This is a genomic window from Rufibacter sp. LB8, assembly GCF_014876185.1.
GTDB lineage: Bacteria > Bacteroidota > Bacteroidia > Cytophagales > Hymenobacteraceae > Nibribacter.
In genome coordinates this window covers 625,288-645,830 of sequence record NZ_JADALJ010000001.1, presented here as the reverse complement: position 1 = coordinate 645,830, position 20,543 = coordinate 625,288, and the positions used below count along the sequence as shown (strand labels likewise).

At 51.8% G+C, this 20,543-nt stretch carries 13 protein-coding genes; 8 read left to right on the top strand and 5 right to left on the bottom strand.

Annotated elements, in window-relative coordinates; translation table 11 throughout:
* The first annotated feature begins 100 nt into the window (after window positions 1-100).
* The 3 genes from IMY23_RS02680 (at window position 101) to IMY23_RS02670 (ending at window position 2,040) form a co-directional block, all read left to right on the top strand.
* Window positions 101-1,069 (top strand): ROK family protein, encoded by a 969-nt coding sequence (locus IMY23_RS02680; protein WP_192820612.1) that lies wholly within the window; start codon window positions 101-103, stop codon window positions 1,067-1,069.
* Window positions 1,070-1,302: 233 nt separating this feature from the next.
* Window positions 1,303-1,830: a DUF2975 domain-containing protein gene (locus IMY23_RS02675; protein ID WP_192820611.1), complete on the top strand. Its 528-nt coding sequence runs from the start codon at window positions 1,303-1,305 to the stop codon at window positions 1,828-1,830.
* A 3-nt stretch (window positions 1,831-1,833) separates the two neighbouring features.
* Window positions 1,834-2,040 carry a helix-turn-helix transcriptional regulator gene (locus tag IMY23_RS02670; RefSeq protein WP_192820610.1) on the top strand — a complete coding sequence of 69 codons (207 nt, stop codon included), beginning with the start codon at window positions 1,834-1,836 and terminating at the stop codon, window positions 2,038-2,040.
* Between the two features lie 110 nt (window positions 2,041-2,150).
* Here IMY23_RS02670 and IMY23_RS02665 read toward each other — a convergent pair whose 3' ends face one another.
* Window positions 2,151-3,296 (bottom strand): alpha/beta hydrolase, encoded by a 1,146-nt coding sequence (locus IMY23_RS02665; protein WP_192820609.1) that lies wholly within the window; start codon window positions 3,294-3,296, stop codon window positions 2,151-2,153.
* 494 nt (window positions 3,297-3,790) lie between these two features.
* Here IMY23_RS02665 and pgmB point away from each other — a divergent pair, with 494 nt between their 5' ends.
* The 5 genes from pgmB (at window position 3,791) to IMY23_RS02640 (ending at window position 12,432) form a co-directional block, all read left to right on the top strand.
* The gene (gene pgmB / locus IMY23_RS02660) at window positions 3,791-4,453 is read left to right on the top strand and encodes a beta-phosphoglucomutase (RefSeq protein ID WP_192820608.1); all 663 of its coding nucleotides are present in this window, start codon (window positions 3,791-3,793) and stop codon (window positions 4,451-4,453) included.
* Between the two features lie 96 nt (window positions 4,454-4,549).
* Window positions 4,550-6,868: a glycoside hydrolase family 65 protein gene (locus tag IMY23_RS02655; RefSeq protein WP_192820607.1), complete on the top strand. Its 2,319-nt coding sequence runs from the start codon at window positions 4,550-4,552 to the stop codon at window positions 6,866-6,868.
* A gap of 306 nt (window positions 6,869-7,174) precedes the next feature.
* A complete protein-coding gene (locus tag IMY23_RS02650; protein ID WP_225986568.1) occupies window positions 7,175-8,857 on the top strand; it encodes an alpha-amylase family protein in 1,683 nt (560 codons plus the stop codon).
* Window positions 8,858-8,935: 78 nt separating this feature from the next.
* A complete protein-coding gene (locus IMY23_RS02645; RefSeq protein ID WP_225986389.1) occupies window positions 8,936-10,261 on the top strand; it encodes an MFS transporter in 1,326 nt (441 codons plus the stop codon).
* A gap of 35 nt (window positions 10,262-10,296) precedes the next feature.
* Window positions 10,297-12,432: a glycoside hydrolase family 97 protein gene (locus IMY23_RS02640; protein ID WP_192820606.1), complete on the top strand. Its 2,136-nt coding sequence runs from the start codon at window positions 10,297-10,299 to the stop codon at window positions 12,430-12,432.
* 342 nt (window positions 12,433-12,774) lie between these two features.
* On the opposite strand, the gene IMY23_RS02635 is transcribed toward IMY23_RS02640, so the two are convergent.
* From IMY23_RS02635 to IMY23_RS02620, 4 genes are all read right to left on the bottom strand, one after another.
* Window positions 12,775-14,919, bottom strand: coding sequence for a glycoside hydrolase family 97 protein (locus IMY23_RS02635; protein ID WP_192820605.1), 2,145 nt, complete (start codon window positions 14,917-14,919; stop codon window positions 12,775-12,777).
* A gap of 89 nt (window positions 14,920-15,008) precedes the next feature.
* Complete coding sequence (locus IMY23_RS02630; protein WP_192820604.1) at window positions 15,009-16,580, bottom strand: alpha-amylase family glycosyl hydrolase; 1,572 nt, start codon at window positions 16,578-16,580, stop codon at window positions 15,009-15,011.
* Between the two features lie 111 nt (window positions 16,581-16,691).
* Entirely contained in the window at window positions 16,692-19,283 is a 2,592-nt protein-coding gene (locus tag IMY23_RS02625; protein ID WP_192820603.1) for an alpha-amylase family glycosyl hydrolase, read from the bottom strand.
* A gap of 66 nt (window positions 19,284-19,349) precedes the next feature.
* Window positions 19,350-20,528: a DUF4961 domain-containing protein gene (locus IMY23_RS02620; protein ID WP_192820602.1), complete on the bottom strand. Its 1,179-nt coding sequence runs from the start codon at window positions 20,526-20,528 to the stop codon at window positions 19,350-19,352.
* Window positions 20,529-20,543: the final 15 nt, after the last annotated feature.

Sequence of the window (20,543 nt, the reverse complement as noted above, 5' to 3'; positions counted from 1 at the left end):
AATGGCGCATTCTTCTTAAGTTTCCACTTCAAATATCCATTTCCAGAGCTGATGGGAAGCTTATTCCTTTCGGCTTGCCGCACCAATCTCACAAACACACATGAAGGACGTAATTTTAGGCATTGACATTGGGGGCACGAACACCAAGTTCGGCTTCCTGGACCGTGACGGCATCAGCCTGGCCCACGGTGAACTTTCCACCACTGAAGGCGACACCGTGCATGATTTCCTGCGTTTTCTGCACCAGGAAGTCAGTGCCAAGTTCCGTAAAATTGAGGACGAGGCCCGCCTGATTGGCGTGGGCGTGGGCGCCCCCAACGGCAACTTCTACACCGGCACCATTGAGAACGCCCCCAACCTGAAATGGCACGGCTCTGTGGCCATCGCAGATTTGCTGCAGGCCTACTTCAAAGTTCCGGTCTTTTTGACCAATGATGCCAACGCCGCCGCCATTGGCGAAATGATTTACGGCGGCGCCAAAAACATGACCAACTTTGTGGTGGTGACCCTGGGCACGGGTTTGGGGAGCGGCATTGTGGTGAACGGCAACCTGGTGTATGGCCATGACGGCAACGCCGGCGAGCTGGGCCATACCCTGGTGAACGTGAAAGGCTCTGGCCGCGTGTGCGGCTGCGGAAGACGCGGCTGCCTGGAAACCTACGTGTCGGCCACGGGTATTAAGCGTACCGTGTACAAGTTTCTAGCCGATTATACAGATTACAGCGAATTGCGCGGTGTAAGTTTCAATGACCTCACCGCTGAAATGATCACCCAGGCCGCCAAACGCGGCGACAAAATTGCCATTGACTGCTTTGAGTACACCGGCAAAGTGCTGGGCATGAAATTGGCCGACACCGTGGCGCACCTGAGCCCAGAGGCAATCTTTTTATTTGGTGGTTTGGTACGCGCCGAGGAATTTTTGTTTGACCCGGTACGCTATCATTTAGAGAAAAACCTGTTGCCTATCTTCAAAGGGAAAGTGAAAGTCTTGCCATCTGGTTTAGGATTGCACAACACCGCCGTGATGGGCGCCGCCGCCCTGGCCTGGAAAGAACTGGAGCGCAGATAAGCATTGCATAAAAACCGCATCAGCAGAAAAGCCACTGGGTTCACCGGTGGCTTTTCTGTTTTTGGGCTCCAGATTCCAAACGGAGCAAAAAAACAGAATCACTTTTTAACCTGTTGCTTTGAGAAAGGCGGCTGGGGAATAAAAACTAGATTTGAATTAACAATTGGTAAATTTTTATTGTTTTTCAATAATTAATTATTGATGTTTGCAGAACCATTATTAAAACAACTGTCATGGAAACCAACTCCAAAACCATTCTTACGCTGGTGCATGTCCTGTTCTGGATTATCTTCATTGGCCTGTGCATTAAAACCGGCGCGTTGATTTTCTCTTCTTTTGTGAGCCTGTTTGTGAACCCCGCCGGGGCGAAGGACTTGTATGAACAGTTAGACCTGTCTGAGCTGCTTGCCTTCAATAAGTCTTATTACATTTCCATGATGTCTTTGGTCATTGTCATGGGCGCGGTGAAAGCGTATCTGGCCTATCTGGTCATCAAGATTTTCAAAGTGTTCAGTTATGAAAAACCGTTCAACTACCATGTGGCGCAGCTGATCATGACCATTAGCCATGTGGCCCTGGGCGCAGGCATTTTGGGGATTATCTCTAACAGCTACGGCCGCTGGCTTATGAAAAAAGGATTAAGCCTGCCGCTTGAATGGGAAAGCTCAGAGTTTTTGTTTCTGGCCGCCATCATCTTTGTCATTGCCCAGGTATTCAAGAAAGGAACCGAGTTGCAAACCGAAAGCGAACTGACCGTTTAGCCCATGCCCATAGTCGTAAACCTGGACGTGATGATGGCCAAACGCAAGATGTCTCTGAACGAACTTTCTGAGAAAGTAGGCCTCACGCTGTCCAATCTCTCCATCTTAAAAACCGGAAAAGCCAAGGCCATCAGGTTCAGCACCCTGGAAGCCATCTGCAAAACGTTAGACTGCCAACCCGGAGACATTCTGGAATTTGCGCCAGACTAGAAATAGCGGTTTCTCACTTTGTTTTTATGGCTGATTTCGTCACTTATTTTGATTGTTAAAAACTACACGCCACCACTCTAAATAATGGCTGTTAGTCCGCCATAAACAAGCTATTGTTTCTTCCAGCCAAAAAGCCAGTTGACTACGGCAGGGAACTCACGCTTCCAATAAGCTTCTGTGTGAGTGCCGTCTGCGTGCAGCTCGTAAGATATTTGGGTGGGTTTCACTTCTTTCTTCAAAAGCAATGCGTGCATACGCGTTATGTCAGATACCATCTGCGGTCCTTCCATGGCGCCAGCCATCAAGAAAATCCTGGCTTTCTTACCAAGCGCAGCCTGCTCCGCAAAAGAATAGAGCTCCGGCGACACCCAAAAAGCCGGCGACAACACACCTGCGTTCCCAAACACGTTGGGGTGTTTTAAAATGGCATAAAGAGAAATCAACCCGCCCATGGAACTGCCGGCAATAGCCGTGTCTTTTCTCCCTTTCTTGGTTCTATAGTTAGCGTCTATGTAAGGTTTCAACGTTTGGGCCAGGAAATCAATGTAGGCCTCTCCCAGACCGCCACCGTATTTTTCGTTTTTCCAGGGTGTGTATTCATTCATGCGCTCCGAGCCGCCGTTGTCAATGCCCACCACAATCACTTCGTGGCCCGTGGCTTTGTACAATGAATCCAGGGTTTCGTCAATGCCCCATTCGCCGCTGAAACTGTAATAAGCATCAAACAGATTCTGGCCGTCATGCATGTACAGCACGGGGTACTTTTTGTTGGAAGTTGCATACGAAGGCGGCAGATACAACCATACCCGGCGCGACCGTTTGAGTTGGGGCATGTAAAACGCAGAATCCATGACAATCACCTGAGCAGTGGCCGTGTGCTTTTTGGCGGGGACCTGATGAAAATCCTGCCAGCTCTCCACTTCCAACCTGATCGTGTCTACACTTACTGCCGCATTAAGTTTCCGGTTTGGCCGATTGGCGCCATCTTCCAGCACTTCCCCCGTTTCCCAGCTGCCTCTGGTGATTTTAAACTCGGCAGCGGTGGGCAAGTTGGGCAGGGTTAGATAATACTTGCCGTTCGCGGCCTTCTTGAATTGATGGGCCTCGTTTTTGGGGTGCCAGTTATTCATGGAACCTGCCAGATATAATACCGCATTGACAGGCGTTTTCTCGGGCACCCGCGCCACTTCTACCGTGACTTGGCTAAACCCAGCAATAGGCAAGAACATCCACAATAGAAGGACAAGGACTCTCATAAGCACCAGATATTTTTAAAAATCACATTATAAATTTAGGGAAATCGATTTCGTAATCAATTTTATCCTTATTTTAGCATGTGTTTTTACAATATTACTAATAAAAATGGAGTACCAACTGGGTATTTCACTTGATGGACAGGGTTGGCGCCCTCTCAAAACAGAGCATCATTAAAAATTTGGTTCACCAGTAAGAGCTTGACTGTTAAGTTATTGATTCTATTGATTCAGTTTTATACCTTTTATTTAACCCAAACCACAGAATACGCTGAGCAAAAGGTAAGGACCGTTAAAAAAGAGTAGTACTTGAAGCGCTGTGCTTGAAAACGATTTCCTGAAGGGCACACCTTTATATAGTAGGGCGCAACGGAAATTCAATGCCTGTGCTATAAACTAAAAATTCCGTTTTCGGGCTCATTTTCAGAAATGAAGCCGAAAACGCCCTGCCACCAATATGCCACCCCATGAAAAAAGGGTCGGACTAACATGAAACTATGAACCACATCACCGCTTGCCTTTTTGATTTAGATGGCGTTTTGGTGGACACCGCCGTGTACCATTACAAAGCCTGGCGACAAACCGCTGAAAGCCTGGGTATTGACTTTACCGAGCAGCATAATGAGCGGCTGAAAGGCGTGAGCCGGCGCCGGTCCCTGGAAATCATTCTGGAAATTGGCGGACAAACCATGCCTCAGGAACAGATGCTGGCCTTGTGTGAGCAAAAAAACACCGAATACCTGCTGGATGTGGCCAAAATGACGCCCTCCGAGATTCTACCCGGTGTAGTCAATTTCCTGAAAGAACTTAAAGCCGAAGGCCTGAAAATAGCGCTGGGCTCTGCCAGCAAAAACGCCCAACTGATCCTGGAACGCACCGCCCTGCTCCCCTATTTTGACGCTATCATTGACGGCCGCCACGTGGAGAAAGGCAAACCCAACCCAGAAGTATTTTTGAAAGGCGCTCAGGCTCTGGGCGTTACCCACACTGCCTGCGTGGTGTTTGAAGATGCCGTGGCCGGCGTGGAAGCCGCCAAAAACGCCGGCATGCTGTGCGTGGGCGTGGGCGAGCCTCACGTTCTGCACCAGGCAGACCTTGTGGTCAAAGACTTATCTGAATTGTCGGTGGAAAGGCTGCGCAGTTTGGAGCGGAAGAATTAGGCTGTTTTGGCGCTCATTTCCAGAATGGAGGCCAAAAACGGAACGCAATACTTGAATGACTTTTGATACCTGTGCCCCGGCACCTGATACCAATTTATGAAACAATACCTCACCGTAGATGAATGGTCCATTATAGAAGAAGGCTTTCATCCGGACTATAACAAGATATCAGAAAGCGTTTTTTCTCTGGGCAACGGCCGCATGGGCCAGCGCGCCAATTTTGAGGAAGCGTTCACCGGCGAAACCCTGCAGGGCAATTACGTGGCGGGCGTGTACTACCCAGACAAAACCCGCGTGGGCTGGTGGAAAAATGGCTACCCAGAATACTTCGCCAAGGTCTTGAACGCCGCCAACTGGATTGGCATTGACGTGCAGGTAAACGGCGAAACCTTGGATTTGAATCTTTGCCAGGTATCTAATTTCCGGCGGGAACTGAACATGCGCGAGGGCTGGCTGGAGCGCCAATGCACCGCCACCCTGCCCAGCGGCAAGCAGGTCCGCGTGGTCTCCAAACGGTTCACCAGCATTGTGCAAGACGAAGTGGGCGCCATTAAATACAGCGTGACCCCATTGAACTTCAGCGGCACGCTCACTTTCACGCCCTACGTAGACGCCGACATCATCAACGCCGACTCCAACTACGATGAAAAATTCTGGAACGAAGTGCAGCAGCAGGCCTCACCCCAGGAAGGCTACGTGACCGTTGAAACCAAGAAAACGGCCTTCCAGGTTTGTACCGGCCAGAAAATAAAGGTGACCCAAAACGGGCAGGAAATAGCTATCACGTCTACTCCAATTGAACGTCCCAAATACATTGCCTCCACGTTTGAAGTAACCGCTGCCCAAGGCCAGGAAACGGTTGTCTATAAATACGCCGCCAACCTTTCTTCAGAGAACTACGCCAAGTCAGACTTACTCGCTAACACCCAGAAAGTAGTGGCGGCCGCGGCCGAAAAAGGCTTTGAGCAACTTTTGCAGGAACAAGCCGCCGCCTGGGCCGCCAAATGGGAAGAAAGTGACATTGTGATTGAAGGCGATGCCGCTGCCCAACAAGGCATTCGTTTCAATATTTTCCAGCTTAACCAAACCTATACCGGCGAAGACGAGCGCCTCAACATCGGCCCCAAAGGCTTCACCGGCGAGAAATACGGCGGCACCACCTACTGGGACACCGAGGCCTATTGCCTGCCCTTCTACCTGGCCACCGCCGACCCGCAAGTAGCCCGTAATCTGTTAATTTACCGCTACAAACACCTGCCTAAAGCCATTGAAAATGCTGAGAAACTGGGCTTTACCGGCGGTGCGGCGCTTTACCCCATGGTCACCATCAACGGCGAGGAATGCCACAACGAGTGGGAAATCACCTTTGAGGAAATTCACCGCAACGGCGCCATCGCGCACGCCATTCATGACTACATTAGGTACACCGGAGATGACGCTTATTTAGCCGAGTTTGGGCTGGAGGTTTTGGTAGCTATTTCCCGGTTCTGGGCGCAGCGCGTGAATTGGTCCGCCGCCAAAAACCAATACGTGATGCTGGGCGTGACCGGCCCCAATGAATACGAAAACAACGTCAACAACAACTGGTACACCTCCACCATTGCCACTTGGACCCTGGAATATACCCTTCACGCCTTGCAACACGTGCAGGAAAACGCCCCGTCCCGTTACGCAGAATTGCTGGCGAAGATGAACCTGAACGTGGCGCAGGAAACCGAGCAGTGGCAGCATGTGATTGACCACATGTATTACCCCGAGGACGAAGAATTGGGTATTTTCCTGCAGCAAGACGGTTTCCTGGACAAAGAACAGACACTGGTGAAAGAATTGCCAGCCTCTGAGCGGCCCCTGAACCAGAAGTGGTCCTGGGACAGAATTCTGCGCTCCGTGTTTATCAAGCAGGCCGATGTGCTGCAAGGCATCTACCTGTTTGAGGACCGCTATGACCTGGACACCATCCGGCGCAACTATGATTTTTACGAGCCGCGCACCGTGCATGAATCGTCGCTTTCGCCGTGCGTACACGCTATTTTAGCCGCTAAATTAGGTGACGAGCAGCGCGCCTATGACTTCTACCTGCGCACCGCCCGTTTGGACCTGGACGACTACAACAATGACACCGAAGACGGCTGCCACATCACTTCCATGGCCGGCACCTGGATGGCCGTGGTGCAGGGTTTCGGGGGGATGCGGGTAAGGGAAAACCAGCTGCATTTCAATCCGTTCATTCCGGCTGGTTGGTCTTCGTATTCCTTTAAAATAAGGTTCAGAGGTTCACTGTTGCAGGTGAAAGTGACCAAGGAAGCCGTGGAGATTGAGAACCAATCGGCCACTCCGTTGACCTTGCAGGTCTTTGACCAACCGCAGGCCATTGATGCCTACCGTAAAACCGAGATTGCGCACCAATTGGCCTAAGGACCTTCCGTTTTCGGGCTCATTTCTGGAAATGAGCCCGAAAACGGAAAATTTGGATTTCATGTACACACCGCATTATCTGTCTCTATTGAAACTAACTATTGCATGATTTACTCCAAGCGTTCGTTTCTGTCTTTGTTGTTAATGACTTGCCTGGCAGTTGGTTGTAAAACTGCCTCTATTCCTGCCAAAACGTCTCAGGAGACGAATGCCCAGGCTCCCGTTGCACCAGTGCCAGCCCCACAGGCAGAAGTGAACACGACCAATGAAGAAATCACCGACCAGAAGCTGGTGATTTACCAGGTCATGACGAGGCTGTTCGGGAATAGGAAAAGCGTGAACAAAACCTATGGCACGGCGCAGGAAAACGGCGTGGGCAAGTTCAATGACATCAGCCAGAAAGCCCTGCAGGAAATCAAGAAACTGGGCGTGACGCACGTCTGGTACACCGGCGTGCTGGAGCACGCCACCATGACCGACTTCACGCCATTTGGCATTCCGGTAGATGACGCAGATGTGGTGAAAGGCCGCGCCGGGTCGCCGTACGCCATTAAAGATTATTATGACGTGGCCCCAGATTTGGCCGTGAATGTAAAGCAGCGCATGGCCGAGTTTGAAGCCTTGGTCGCGCGCACCCACAGCAACGGTTTGAAGGTGCTTATTGACTTCGTGCCCAACCACGTGGCCCGCCACTACCACTCAGATGCCAAACCGGCGGGCGTGCAGGATTTTGGAGATAAAGATGACGTGACCGCTGGTTTTAAACCGAACAACAATTTCTATTACCTGCCCGGTCAGGCGTTGCAAGTCCCGGCTAGTTATAATCCGTTGGGCGCGGCATTCAAAGGTCCTCAGGAAGACAACAAATTCGCAGAAAACCCCGCCAAAGTCTCCGGCAATGACGTATTCAGCGCCACGCCCTCTGAGAACGATTGGTTTGAGACCGTGAAGCTGAACTACGGCGTAGACCTTCAGAACAACCGCACACAACACTTCACTCCAACTCCAGACACCTGGCTCAAGATGCGCGACATTCTGCAGTTTTGGGCAGGCAAAGGGGTAGACGGGTTCCGGTGTGATATGGCCGAGATGGTCCCCGTGGAATTCTGGGCCTGGGTGATTCCGCAAGTCAAAGCCAGGCACCCCGGTATCACCTTCATCGCTGAAATCTACAACCCCAAAGAATACCGCAATTATATTAAAACCGGCGGCTTTGACTATCTCTATGACAAGGTGGGTTTATATGATGGTTTGCGCCGCTTGATGGAAAACAAAGGCCAGGGCAAAACCCAAGATATCACCAAGGTGTGGCGCGAAGAAAGCAACGGCATCTCCAGTCACATGCTCCGGTTTTTGGAAAACCATGATGAGCACCGCATTGCCTCGCCAGAATTTGCAGGTACGCCCTGGGCCGCCGTGCCCGCCATGACCGTGAGCGCCACCCTAGGCTCAGGCCCCGTCATGCTGTATTTTGGGCAGGAAGTAGGCGAACCTGGCAGAGGGCTGGAAGGTTTTCAGGGCGAAGACGGCCGCACCACCATTTTTGACTACTGGGGCGTTCCGGCGCACCAGGCCTGGATGAACAACGGCCAATTTGACGGCGGCAAACTCACCGAAGACCAACAAAAATTACGGGCTTTCTACGCCAAACTGCTGCAGGTGAGCACCACCCGTGAGGCCATCAGAAAAGGGAAGTTCTATGCCCTCACGGCCAACCCAGGAAGCGCGCCCGCCGGCACTTATGCCTATGTGCGCCATACTTCAACCGAGCGGCTCCTGGTGCTGGTGAATTTTAACCGCACGGCCACCAACTTTTCCCTGGCTTTGTCAGCGGAAGCATTGGCGGCCTTAGGTTTGACTTTGAACAGCACGCTCACACTCCAGGATTTGCTCACCGACATGCCTTTGTTGCCCCTACAGCCTACGGTGAAAACCGGCATCAATCTGGCCCCCATGAGCGCGCATGTGTTTTTACTACAGCAGAAATAAAACCCGTTTTTGGCTTCATTTTCAGTTTGGAGCCCGAAAACGGAAAACAAAACCAACTACCACTAACAGACACAACCCATGGCACCAACTTTACAAGCGCAAGCCAAGCCCCGCCTCAGCTTCTGGCAAATCTGGAACATGAGTTTCGGGTTTTTGGGTATTCAGTTTGGATTTGCGCTGCAGAACGCCAACGTGAGCCGCATTTTTGAAACCCTGGGCGGAACGGAAATTGCGCTTTACTGGCTGGCCGCGCCCGTTACGGGATTGTTGGTGCAACCCGTGATTGGTTACTTAAGTGACCGCACTTGGAGCCCCAGGTTTGGCCGAAGAAAACCGTTTTTTCTGGTGGGTGCCATCCTGGCGTCTATCTCGCTGGTGATCATGCCCAATTCGCATGCGCTCTGGATGGCGGTGGGCATGCTCTGGATTCTGGATTCGTCCATCAACATCTCCATGGAGCCGTTCCGGGCGCTGGTGGGTGATCTGTTGCCTTCTGACCAACGCACGGCTGGTTTCGCGACGCAGACGTTTTTCATTGGGGTGGGCGCGGTGGTGGCCTCTTCCCTTCCCTGGATTTTCAACAACTGGATTGGCCTTCCCAACACGGCACCGGCCGGCGAAATTCCGCCCTCGGTGAAATGGGCTTTTTATTCCGGCGGCGTAGTCTTCTTTCTGGCCGTGCTCTGGACAGTGCTTAAAACCAACGAATATCCACCCGAGGACCTGGACGAGTTCAAGCGGGAAAATAGCGAAACCACCTTTTGGCAGGGCGTAGCAGAAACGTTCTCGGGCATCTTCAAAATGCCGAAGACCATGTTTCAGTTGGCTTTTGTGCAGTTCTTTACCTGGTTCGCGCTTTTTGCCATGTGGATTTTCACCACGCCCGCCGTCACCAGTCACGTGTACGGCACCTCAGACACCACCTCTAAACTCTACAATGAAGGCGCCGACTGGGTAGGCATCTGCTTTGCGGTCTATAACGGCATCTCGGCTTTGTTCGCGTTTGTGTTGCCGGTGATCGCCAAAAAAACCAATAGAAGAATGACCCATTTGATTTGTCTGGTCATTGGCGGTTTGGGCTTGATTTCCATGTACTTTGTGTCTGACCCAAACCTGTTGCTAGTTTCTATGGTAGGCGTGGGAATTGCCTGGGCCAGTATTCTCACCATGCCCTACGCTATTCTGGCGGGTTCTTTGCCGGCGAAACGCATGGGCTATTACATGGGCGTGTTCAATTTTTTCATTGTGATTCCGCAGATTGTGGCCGGCACCATGCTGGATTTCATCAACAAAAATTTCTTTGAAGGCCAATCAATTTACGTGCTGGTGCTGGGCGGCTGCTCCATGATTTTTGCCGGCTTGCTTACCTTGCGCGTGCAGGATGTAGACGAACACCTGGCGTAATTTTTCACTTCTACTCTTCCCTACCTTTTATACCTATGAAACACTTTATCTTTCTTCTGGTTTCGCTCTTTCTACTTGGGGGAGCCCATGCCCAGACCATCACGTCGCCAGATAAAAATCTTATTTTAAAGTTTGAATTGACTTCCGCTGGAAGGCCTTCGTACCAGCTCACGTACAAAAACAAGCCGGTGGTCAAGCCAAGTCTGCTGGGGATTGAAGTAGCTAACGGACCGTCTTTTGTGGAAGGTTTTACTATTTCTAATTCTGAGACCACCACGGTGAATGATTCCTGGGAACCGGTGTACGGCGAGCAGAAAACCATCAAAAACAATTACACTGAGCTGGTGGTCACGCTTACCCAGAAAGCGCAGAAAGACCGGTTCATCAAAATCAGATTCCGGTTGTTTAATGACGGGTTGGGCTTCAGGTATGAATTCCCTACGCAGAACGGACTGACCTACTTTATCATCAAAGAAGAACAAACTGAGGTAAACCTGGCCGGAGACCACAAAATCTTCTGGATGCCCGGCGATTATGATACCAACGAATACCCGTACACCACCTCTAAGTTCTCTGAGATCCCCAGCCTGCAGAAGAAAGCCACCATTCAGATCACCGCGCAGCAACCCATAGCCGCGCCTTCTGTGCAGACGCCGGCCATGCTGAAATCTGCCGATGGTTTGTACATTAACCTGCACGAGGCGGCGCTGATCAATTACCCTGCGCTGCAGTATGAGGTAGATGCTAAAAACCTGAAGTTGAAATCGCATTTGGTGCCTGACGCCATCGGTAACAAAGGCTACATGCAGACGCCGGCGCAGTCACCGTGGCGCACCATTATTGTGAGCGACAAAGCCACTGATATTCTGGCCTCCAAGACTATCCTTAATTTAAATACACCCACGGAATACAAAGACGTTTCCTGGATTAAACCCATGAAATACATGGGCGTGTGGTGGGAATACTTTGTGGGCAAGAGTTCCTGGGCCTACAGCACCGCCACAAACGTAAAATTGACGGATGATTTCAGCACGTTCAAGCCCAACGGACGGCACGGCGCCACCACTGAGAATGTGAAACGCTACATTGACTTCGCGTCTGAACACGGCATTGAAGGCTTGCTGGTGGAAGGCTGGAACATTGGCTGGGAAGACTGGATTGGCAACTGGAAAGAAGACGTATTTGACTTTGTAACGCCTTACCCAGATTTCAACGTGAAAGGCTTGTACGCCTATGCCAAAGCCAAAAACGTGAAGCTGATTATGCACCATGAAACGTCGGGCGCGGCCACAAACTATGAGCGCCACCTGGACCGCGCCTTTGAATTCATGAATGAAAACGGTTACCCCGCCGTGAAAACCGGTTACGTAGGCAGCATCATTCCGCGCGGCGAGCACCATGACGGCCAGATGATGGTGAACCACTACATTCACGTGGCCAAGCGCGCCGCCGACTACAAAATTATGGTCAACAGCCATGAAGCCGTAAGGCCTACCGGCTTGCACCGCACTTATCCCAACTGGTTTGCCCAGGAATCTGCGCGCGGGACGGAGTTTGAAGCCATGGGCGGCCTGGCCCCGGAACACAGCACCATTCTCCCGTTCACCCGCATGATGGGCGGCCCCATGGACTACACCCCCGGCATTTTCCAGACCGAGCTTTCCAAAAACGGCTTCGGGCACAACGGCCGTGTAAACACCACGCTGGTGAAACAGCTGGCCTACTACGTGACCATGTACAGCCCCCTGCAGATGGCCGCCGATTTACCTGAGAACTACGCCAAATACCCGGATGCATTCCAGTTCATCAAAGACGTGGCCCTGGATTGGGATGACACCTATGTGCTGGAAGCCGAGCCCGGCGATTACGTAACCACCGCCCGCAAAGCCAAAGGCAAAAACGAATGGTACATAGGCGGCATCACGGATGAGAACCCCAGAACCGCCACCGTGAATTTCAGCTTCCTGCCCAAAGGCAAAAAATACATCGCCACCCTTTACGCCGACGGCCCCCAAGCCAGTTATGATAAAAACCCGCAGAGCTACACCATCAGAAAAGTGCTGGTGACGTCTAAAAGTGTTTTGAAACAAGGTTTGGCGTCTAGCGGTGGCGTGGCCATCAGTGTGAAAGAAGGCAGCAAAGACGAAATGAAAGGCCTGAAAAACCTGTAGTTATTTTCAGCTTTCTTAAGAACGGAAGAGCCCGAGGTTAGCGCCTCGGGCTCTTCCGTTTTAGGGCTCATTTTCAGAAATGAGGCTGAAAACGCATTGTAGATTTGTACGGACAGGTCGCGACCTGTCCATCACGTATTCCTGATTCACGCTTTTGTTGACGGTGCTATTTTGATTTTTCCATGGTAAACAGCCAACCTATGCTACCGTTTTGGCCAGGTCGTGGCCTGGCCCTACTGCGTGAATACGCACTTGAGAAAGGCTATTACGTTTTGCCTCATTCCTCACTTCCGTTTTCGGCTTCATTTTCAGAAATGAGCCCGAAAACGGCCAGCTAAATACTTACAGCTTCTTCAAACCTTTGGAACTGGTCTTGGTGGCGTCCTCAAAACTGATGGCGAAACCGCCGCCTGGGGCCACGTGTTGGGAAAATTTTGACTTGCTGCTCACCAGTACTTTTTGAATGGTGTAGGCCTGCGGATTGGTTTTGTAGTGCGCGTCTTTGGCATCACTGTAAATAGTGGCGATGTAGGTTTTGCCCTTGTCCAGAAAATCAAATTTTAGTGTAGAGGTGCGGGCATTGGTGCCGCCCACGCTGCCCAGAAACCATTGGCCGGTACCTTTGGCTTTTCGCGCGACAGTGACATACTCGCCGGGTTCCGCTTCCAGGTAGCGGCTATCGTCCCAGTCCAGGGCCACGTCTTTGATGAATTGGAACGCATCTAAAAAGCGGTTGTAATTTTCGGGCAAATCGGCGGCCATTTGCAGGGGACTGTACAGGGTCACGTACAAAGCCAGTTGGTTGGCCAGGGTGCTGTTCACGTGGCTTTTGTTGTCGGGATTGAGCTTGCTCAGGTCCATCTCAAAAATGCCGGGCGTGTAATCCATGGGGCCACCAATGAGGCGCGTGAACGGCAAAATGGTGACGTGGTTAGGTTTGCTGCCGCCAAATGACTGGTACTCCGTGCCCCGGGCAGATTCATTCCCGATGAGGTTGGGGTAGGTTCTGGCAATGCCGGTGGGCCGCACGGCCTCGTGCGCGTTCACCATGATTTTGTAATCGGCGGCTTTCTCCAGGGCGTATTGGTAGTGGTTGATGAGCCATTGGCTGTAATGGTTTTCGCCGCGGGGCAAAATATCACCCACGTACCCGCTTTTCACGGCATCATACCCGTTGTCTTTCATGAACTGGTAGGCTTTGTCCAGGTGCCGTTCATAGTTGCGCACCGAGGAAGACGTTTCATGGTGCATCATCAGTTTCACGCCTTTGGCTTTGGCGTAGTCGCGTAATTCCGGCAGGTTAAAGTCTGGGTAGGGCGTCAGGAAATCAAACACGTAGTCTTTGGTGTGGCCAAACCAATCTTCCCAGCCCACATTCCAGCCTTCCACCAGTACCGCGTCAAAGCCATGCAGGGCGGCAAAGTCAATGTACTTCTTCACGTTGGCCGTGGTGGCGCCGTGCTTGCCGTTGGGTTTGGCTTTGGAATAGTCCGTGACGCCCAATTGTACAGTGGGAAAATCATCGGTATAGGCCCAGGAGCTTTTGCCCGTGATCATCTCCCACCAAACGCCAATATATTTGACGGGCTTGACCCAGGATACGTCTTTGATTTTGTTGGGTTCATTGAGGTTGTAGGTGACTTTAGACGCCAGAATATCAATGGCTTTGTCACTCACCAACACGGTGCGCCAGGGCGTGGACCGCGGAGCCTGCATGTACCCTTTGTCACCGCGGGCATCGGGCGTGAGCCAGGACTCAAACACCAGCTTCTTGTCATCCAGGTTGAGGTGCATGGCGGGGTAATCCAGCAAGGCCGCTTCGTGCAGGTTGATGTACAAACCATCGGCAGATTTCAGCATTAATGACGTCTGCACGCCGGTGGGCGAAAACGAAGTCTGCGAGACGTTGTCTGTGATGGACCTGGCCATGAGACCTCTGATTTCGGAGAGCCTGGAGGTGGTGAAGTCGTATTCCTGCGTATCATAATCGCCGGGAATCCAGAAAGCGGTGTGGTCCCCGGCCATGGCGAACTGGGTTTTCTCGTCTTTGATCACGAAATAGGTGAGGTTCTTCTGCGTGGGGAATTCATACCGGAAGCCCAGGCCGTCGTTGTACAACCGGAACCGGATGACCATTTGCCGGTCACTTTCCTTTTGGTTTAACGTGACGGCCAGTTCCTTGTAATGGTTGCGTATGGATTTCACCTCGCCCCAGACCGGTTCCCAGGTTTCATCAAACGCGCTCACCTGGCTGCCCGCCACCTCAAACCCACTGAGCAAAGACTGCTTGTCGTTTTTCAACTCAAACCCCAGACGGCTAGGCATAATGATGGTTTTGCCTTTGTAGGTCAGGCTGTAAGTGGGCTCACCGTTGGCTTGCAGCGCGAACTGCAATTTCAGGTTCCCGTTGGGCGAAGAAAGCTCCTGGGCAGAACTGGCGGTGACCATAGCTAGAAAAATGCCGATGATGGATAGAAATCTATACATAAACAAAACGTGTGACAGTAAAATATAGCGGTGCCTTGTGGCTGTTTTCGGGGTCATTTTCAGTTTGGAGCCCGAAAACGGAAATGGTCTTACTTCTTCAAAATAATAGTACCGAAGGCTGGGATCTGCACGGCAGTTTTGTATACACCAGCACCTTTGTCTTTGAAATATACTTGCCCAAAACCCGCCATTTCTGGCGTTTTAGGAATCGATGTGGCAACCCCTGAAAGATTGTGGATCACCAGCAGACTCTCGCCTTCATAGACCCGGACAAAGGCGCTGAGGGCTTTGTTCTCTAAATTAACCGGCACAAGGCTCCCGTAGGTGAGTGCTTTGTTTTTGTTCCGGAGGCTGATCAAGGTCTTGTAATTGTGGAACATGGAATTCTTGTCCTTTTTCTGGGCAGCCAAGGGGGCCACGGTAGCGTCTGTGCTGAATTTCGGTTTGATCCAGGTGGCGCGGTGCTTGTCTTTGCCGGGGGCGTCCCACAGAAACGGCTCTCTTATGCGTTCATCTGGTTTTTTTCCGGTCATGCCAATTTCCTCGCCATAGTACAGGTACGGCGACCCCGGCAAAGTGAGCAACAAAGCCGCCGCCAGTTTGGCCTTGGCCACGTCATTGTTGAGCGTGCTCAGAATGCGGTTCTGGTCATGGTTGCTCAGAATAGTAGCGTCAATGAACTGCGGGTTGATCTTGCTGTAATAGTTAGTAATGCGAGCGTGCTTAATGGCAATGGAGTCTCCCCGGCCCGCATTCAGTGCCCCGGCAATGGTCCAGCCCATCTCAAAATTGAACAGGGCGGGTAGCCCTTTCAGGTACGGGGCCACCACATCGGCGGGCGCCCAGACTTCACCCACCAGGTACACATCTGACTTTACTTTCTGCATCTCACTTCTGAAATATTCCCACCACCGGTGGTTGTCTTGGGGCCGCTCATCCGGGAAAATGTGGCGCGCCGCATCTAGCCTGAAACCGTCCACGCCCATCTGGGTGAGCCAGAAACGGCCAATCTTAAAGATTTCGTCGCGGAGTTTGGGGCTGTCAAAGTTCAGATCGGGCATGCCGCCGTAGAAATAGCCGTAGTACAGGTAGTCGCTGCCTTCCAAGGGGTGCCAATGCCGTGTGTTATCTGAGTCTGCGCCGGTGGGCCGACCTTCTTTTTGGGTCTGTGGGTCAGATTTATGGGTCCAGACGTAGTATTCCCGGTACGGGCTGTCCATGTTCCTAGCCGCCTCCAGAAACCACGGGTGCTTGCTGGATGAATGGTTGATGACCAAATCCACCACTACTTTTATGTTGCGCTTGTGGGCTTCGCGGGTGAATTCCTGGAAGTCCTGCACCGTGCCATAGTCTGGGTGGATGCCGTAATAATCTGTGACATCATATTTATGGTAAGACGGCGAGGGGCTGATAGGCATGAGCCACACCGCCTCCACGCCCAGGTCTTTGAGGTAATCCAGCTTGGCCGTCATGCCCTTGATGTCGCCTTTGCCATCTCCGTTGGAATCTGCGAAAGACTGCACGAATATTTCATACGTAACGCCGCGGGGCCACTGGCTAACCTGCCTATTCTGTGCCTTGACAAATTGCCCCACTAGCAGGACAGCCAACAATAGGACCAGCTTTAAGCTGAAGGAGAAATAGTTTTTCATAGAAATCATAGGAACGCGGCAAAAGAACCTGTGGTCAATATTTGATTTTTCCGTTTTCGCGCTCATTTCCAGAAATGAGCCCGAAAACGGAAAAGGATTCGTGTTAAAAGAGTATACTTTCTAATGTTGCACCACCAGGCGCTGCATGCTCACATGCTTTCCGCTTTGCACTTTCACAAAGTAAATTCCATCGGCTAATGCTTGGGTAGAAAGCACGTGTTTCTCTCCTACCCATGGGGTCGTTTGCAGCATTTTCCCGGTGGCATCATACACAGAGATGGTAGTTTTGTCAGAAGCTCTTCGCTCCATTTGCAGCACTGCCTGGGTTTGGGCGGGGTTGGGGTAAATGGCGAACGAAATGCTTTTTTCTATTTCCCGGGCGCTGGCCAATGTGGTAGGGTTGAGCAATAAAATCCAGGTTTGGTCTGCGCCCAAGGCAACGCCACCGGTAATAGTCCAGTTGGAGAAACCCCCCTGGTCATTAAGGGTCACCTGGCCCATGGCTTGGTTGGAATAGCCTTCGGTTACCGCGTACACGCCCGCCGGCAAAGAGGACACCGCCAGGGAAACAGTTGGTGACGCAACTGCTTCAGAGCCGAAATTAGATACCACCACCGCTGCCTTTCCATCATAAATACGGGCATAGCTCAACATAGAGGCTTGGGTAGAGGACATTTCCTGGTAATAGCCTTTGCGCAGGGCTTCCACGTCATTTCTCAGGTGGATGAGTTTTTTGTAATGCTGGAGCAACGAGGCCGGGTCATTGGCCATGGTCTGCACGTTGAACTGGGCCGCGTTGCTGTTCACTGCCCGCCAGGGAGTACCAGTGGTGAAACCAGCCTTGCTGTCAGAGGTCCATTGCATGGGTTTGCGTTTGTCTTCGTCCACCCCGGCACCCAGCATACCAATTTCCTCCCCGTAATACAGAAAGGGCACGCCCGGCATGGTCAGGTACAGAGCAGCGGCCTGTTTCATTTGGGCCAAATTTCCGTTCAACTCCCCTAGCACGCGGTTCTGGTCATGGTTAGACAAAAAGGTGGCGTATTGCAGCTTGGGGTACAGCTGGTTCACCAGGCTCAGTTGGGTTTTGAGGGTCGCCGGGCTATTGTTCTTCACTGAATTAATCAGCGTGGCTGCCAGGTCAAACTCAAAGCAGACATCCAGGCGGTTATTCTCCACATAAGGGACCACCGAGGCGGTAGAGGACCAGGCCTCGCCCACGGTAAAGGCGGTTGCCTTGGCGCTTTTGGTTACCTGGTTGAATTCCTCTAAAATCTGGAAGGTCTCAGGGGTGTTTTCCATGCGGGCACCGTCTTCGTCCAGGTACTTAACCGCGTCAATGCGGTACCCGTCCACGCCTTTATTCAGCCAGAAACGGGTGATGTCCCACATGGTGGCTTTAAGTTGGGCATTGCTCCAGTTCAAATCTGGCATGCCGCTGTAGAAGAGGCCGTAAAAATAGTTTCCGTTTCGCGGGTGCCACACGCCTTGTCCCCAAGGTCCCGTATACCCCGGGTTGGTAGCTGACCACACATACCAGTCACGCAACGCGTTGGAGGTGCTACTCGCCGACTGCGTAAACCAAGAATGCTGATCAGAGGAATGGTTCATCACAAAATCAATGATGACTTTGATGCCCCGGGCATGGGCGGCGGCCAGGAACTCCTCAAACTCTGCCATGGTGCCGTAATCAGATTCTGTGGCGTAGTAATTAGTCACATCATAGCCGTGGTAACTAGGCGATTCCATCATGGGCATGAGCCAGATACCCGTAATGCCCAGGTCTGTTTTGGTATCTGGGTTACCATCATTGAGGTAGTCCAGTTTCTGAATGAGCCCCTTGAAATCTCCCTTGCCATCACCGTTGCTGTCATAAAAACTTCGCACGAAAATTTCATAAAAAACCGCATCGTTCCACCAGTGGGTGGTGTAATTGGTATTGGGTATGGAAACGCCATCGCGGGTGCAGGTTCCAAACACATAGGTGGGCGAAATGGTATTGTTGCTGGTGGCGTCAATGGTTCTGTGGTAAACTCCCTGGCCCGCCTCCACGCCGCAGGCCACCGGAACAACTTCTGCATTGGCTAGCGTATTGCCGTTGATGAATTTGTATTGGAATAACCCACCAGTGGGCAGGGAGATTGTAACGTCATAAATTCTGTCTCCGTCAGGGTCTGTCAATGGCAAAGAGTTGGGGCTCCAGTCGGTACCATAGCCGGCAAGCACCTGAAAATTACCTGCCACGTGCACCCCCATTGGTGACACCGTCTGCTGGCCCATGTCCACGGAAAGTGTGAGTTGCGGCGAGCACCCGTTGAAAGGTACTACCGGCAGTCTTACACCTGAAGTCCCCACTGTTACTTGCCGGTTTACGTTTCCGGCGCCGTCTGCCTTGCCACAGTCCGCAGATACCAGCTCTGGCCCTGCATTCCAGCTGTTGCCGTTCACGAATTTGTATTCATACACGCCCGCGGGCACTTGTACCGTCAGTTCAAAAATCTGGTCATTGTCAGGGTCTTGCAGGCGGGTGGTGGCGGGGTTCCAGTCACTGCCAAAACCAGCATCAGACTGAAAGGTACCGGCCACGTGTACCCCGGCAGTAGATACATTCTGCTGGCGCATGTCTACCCTAAACGTAAGCGGCACCTGCTGGCCCAAACTGACTAACGGGGAAAAAAGGAACAGGAAAACAAGGAGACTTAACTGTTTCATGACTTGGGTTGGGGTATTAGAAAACAGACCCGGCTGGCGGGTCGGGTCTGTTTGAAAAACTATGTTTTACTCTTTGGTGATTTCATAGGTCAAATCACCGCCGCCTATTTTGTCATCATCGCTGTTGAACACTCCTTTCCTGACCACAAATTTAATGATGTTGATTTGTCCGCCCGCTGGCACATTAAAGAAGCGCGAAGGCACAATGGTCAAGGAATAGATGCCGTTTCCTTCGTTTCGCATTTTTACCTTGGTGCTGGTGCCAACATCTCCCCAGCCTACCGGCTCAAGGTAACCCGTAGAACTTTCTGCCCCGGCGTACACATACAGGTCACCGGTATAATTTTGCATAGACGGTCTGTCTTCCTGTTTGTTGTTATAGTACAGGGTGAAAGCATCATCCTGCGTGAATTTGCTTGGAAAAACCCGGGTTTTTGGCTCTGGCATAGGACCAATAGGATTCACCGTAAGCGTGTGGTCTGCACAACCATCGCCTTTGGCGCGCTTGTCACCAGACAGATCCCTGAACAAGAGTTTGATGTTGCTCATGACAGACGTACCGTAATACTCGCTTGGCACAAAAGTGATGGACCACAAATTATTGCCTCTGTTGATCATACGGCCACCTTCCCAATCTACGCCCCATGCCTGACCCGCTGGTTGAACAGAAAAGTCCTGGGCGCCAGAGTGCAGGTATACCTGCGAAGCTCCAACTAATCCGCCCCCTTCATTACAGGCGGCGGCGTTTGCGTCAAACCAGATGGTCACCCGGTCATTGGGGTTGAAAGACGTTGGCTCAGTATAGACAAACTGCCCGCCATTGTACTTGGAGGCCGTTACCACAATGTCATTGTTGTCTGCGTTTTTCCCGGTCTGGCTGCCGTCTCTGTTTCTGAAAACGAATAGCAGGTTTTCCAGGTCAGTGCCGGCAGGAATGTTGTAGAAGGAACGCGGCGTAAGGGTGATTTGCCATTTGTTCTGCTCACCAGGTACTTTGGTCATTTTTCCGGGGGCGAAATCAATGCCCCACTCCTGGCCGGTTGGCTGGAAGGCCCAGTTGTTAGCCCCAGTGTGCAAATACACCTCAGAGGCGCCCTGCAGGCCAGAAGTGCCTACCGTGGCATCATAGATAATGGTGATGCGGTCGTCTGCCCGGAACGCGCCTTCTTCAATGGTGACCTGCGCGTTTGCTCCTATGGCTAGGAATAAGCATAACAAGAACGCACTTAGTATTTTATTTTTCATGGTTGCTTTCTTAAA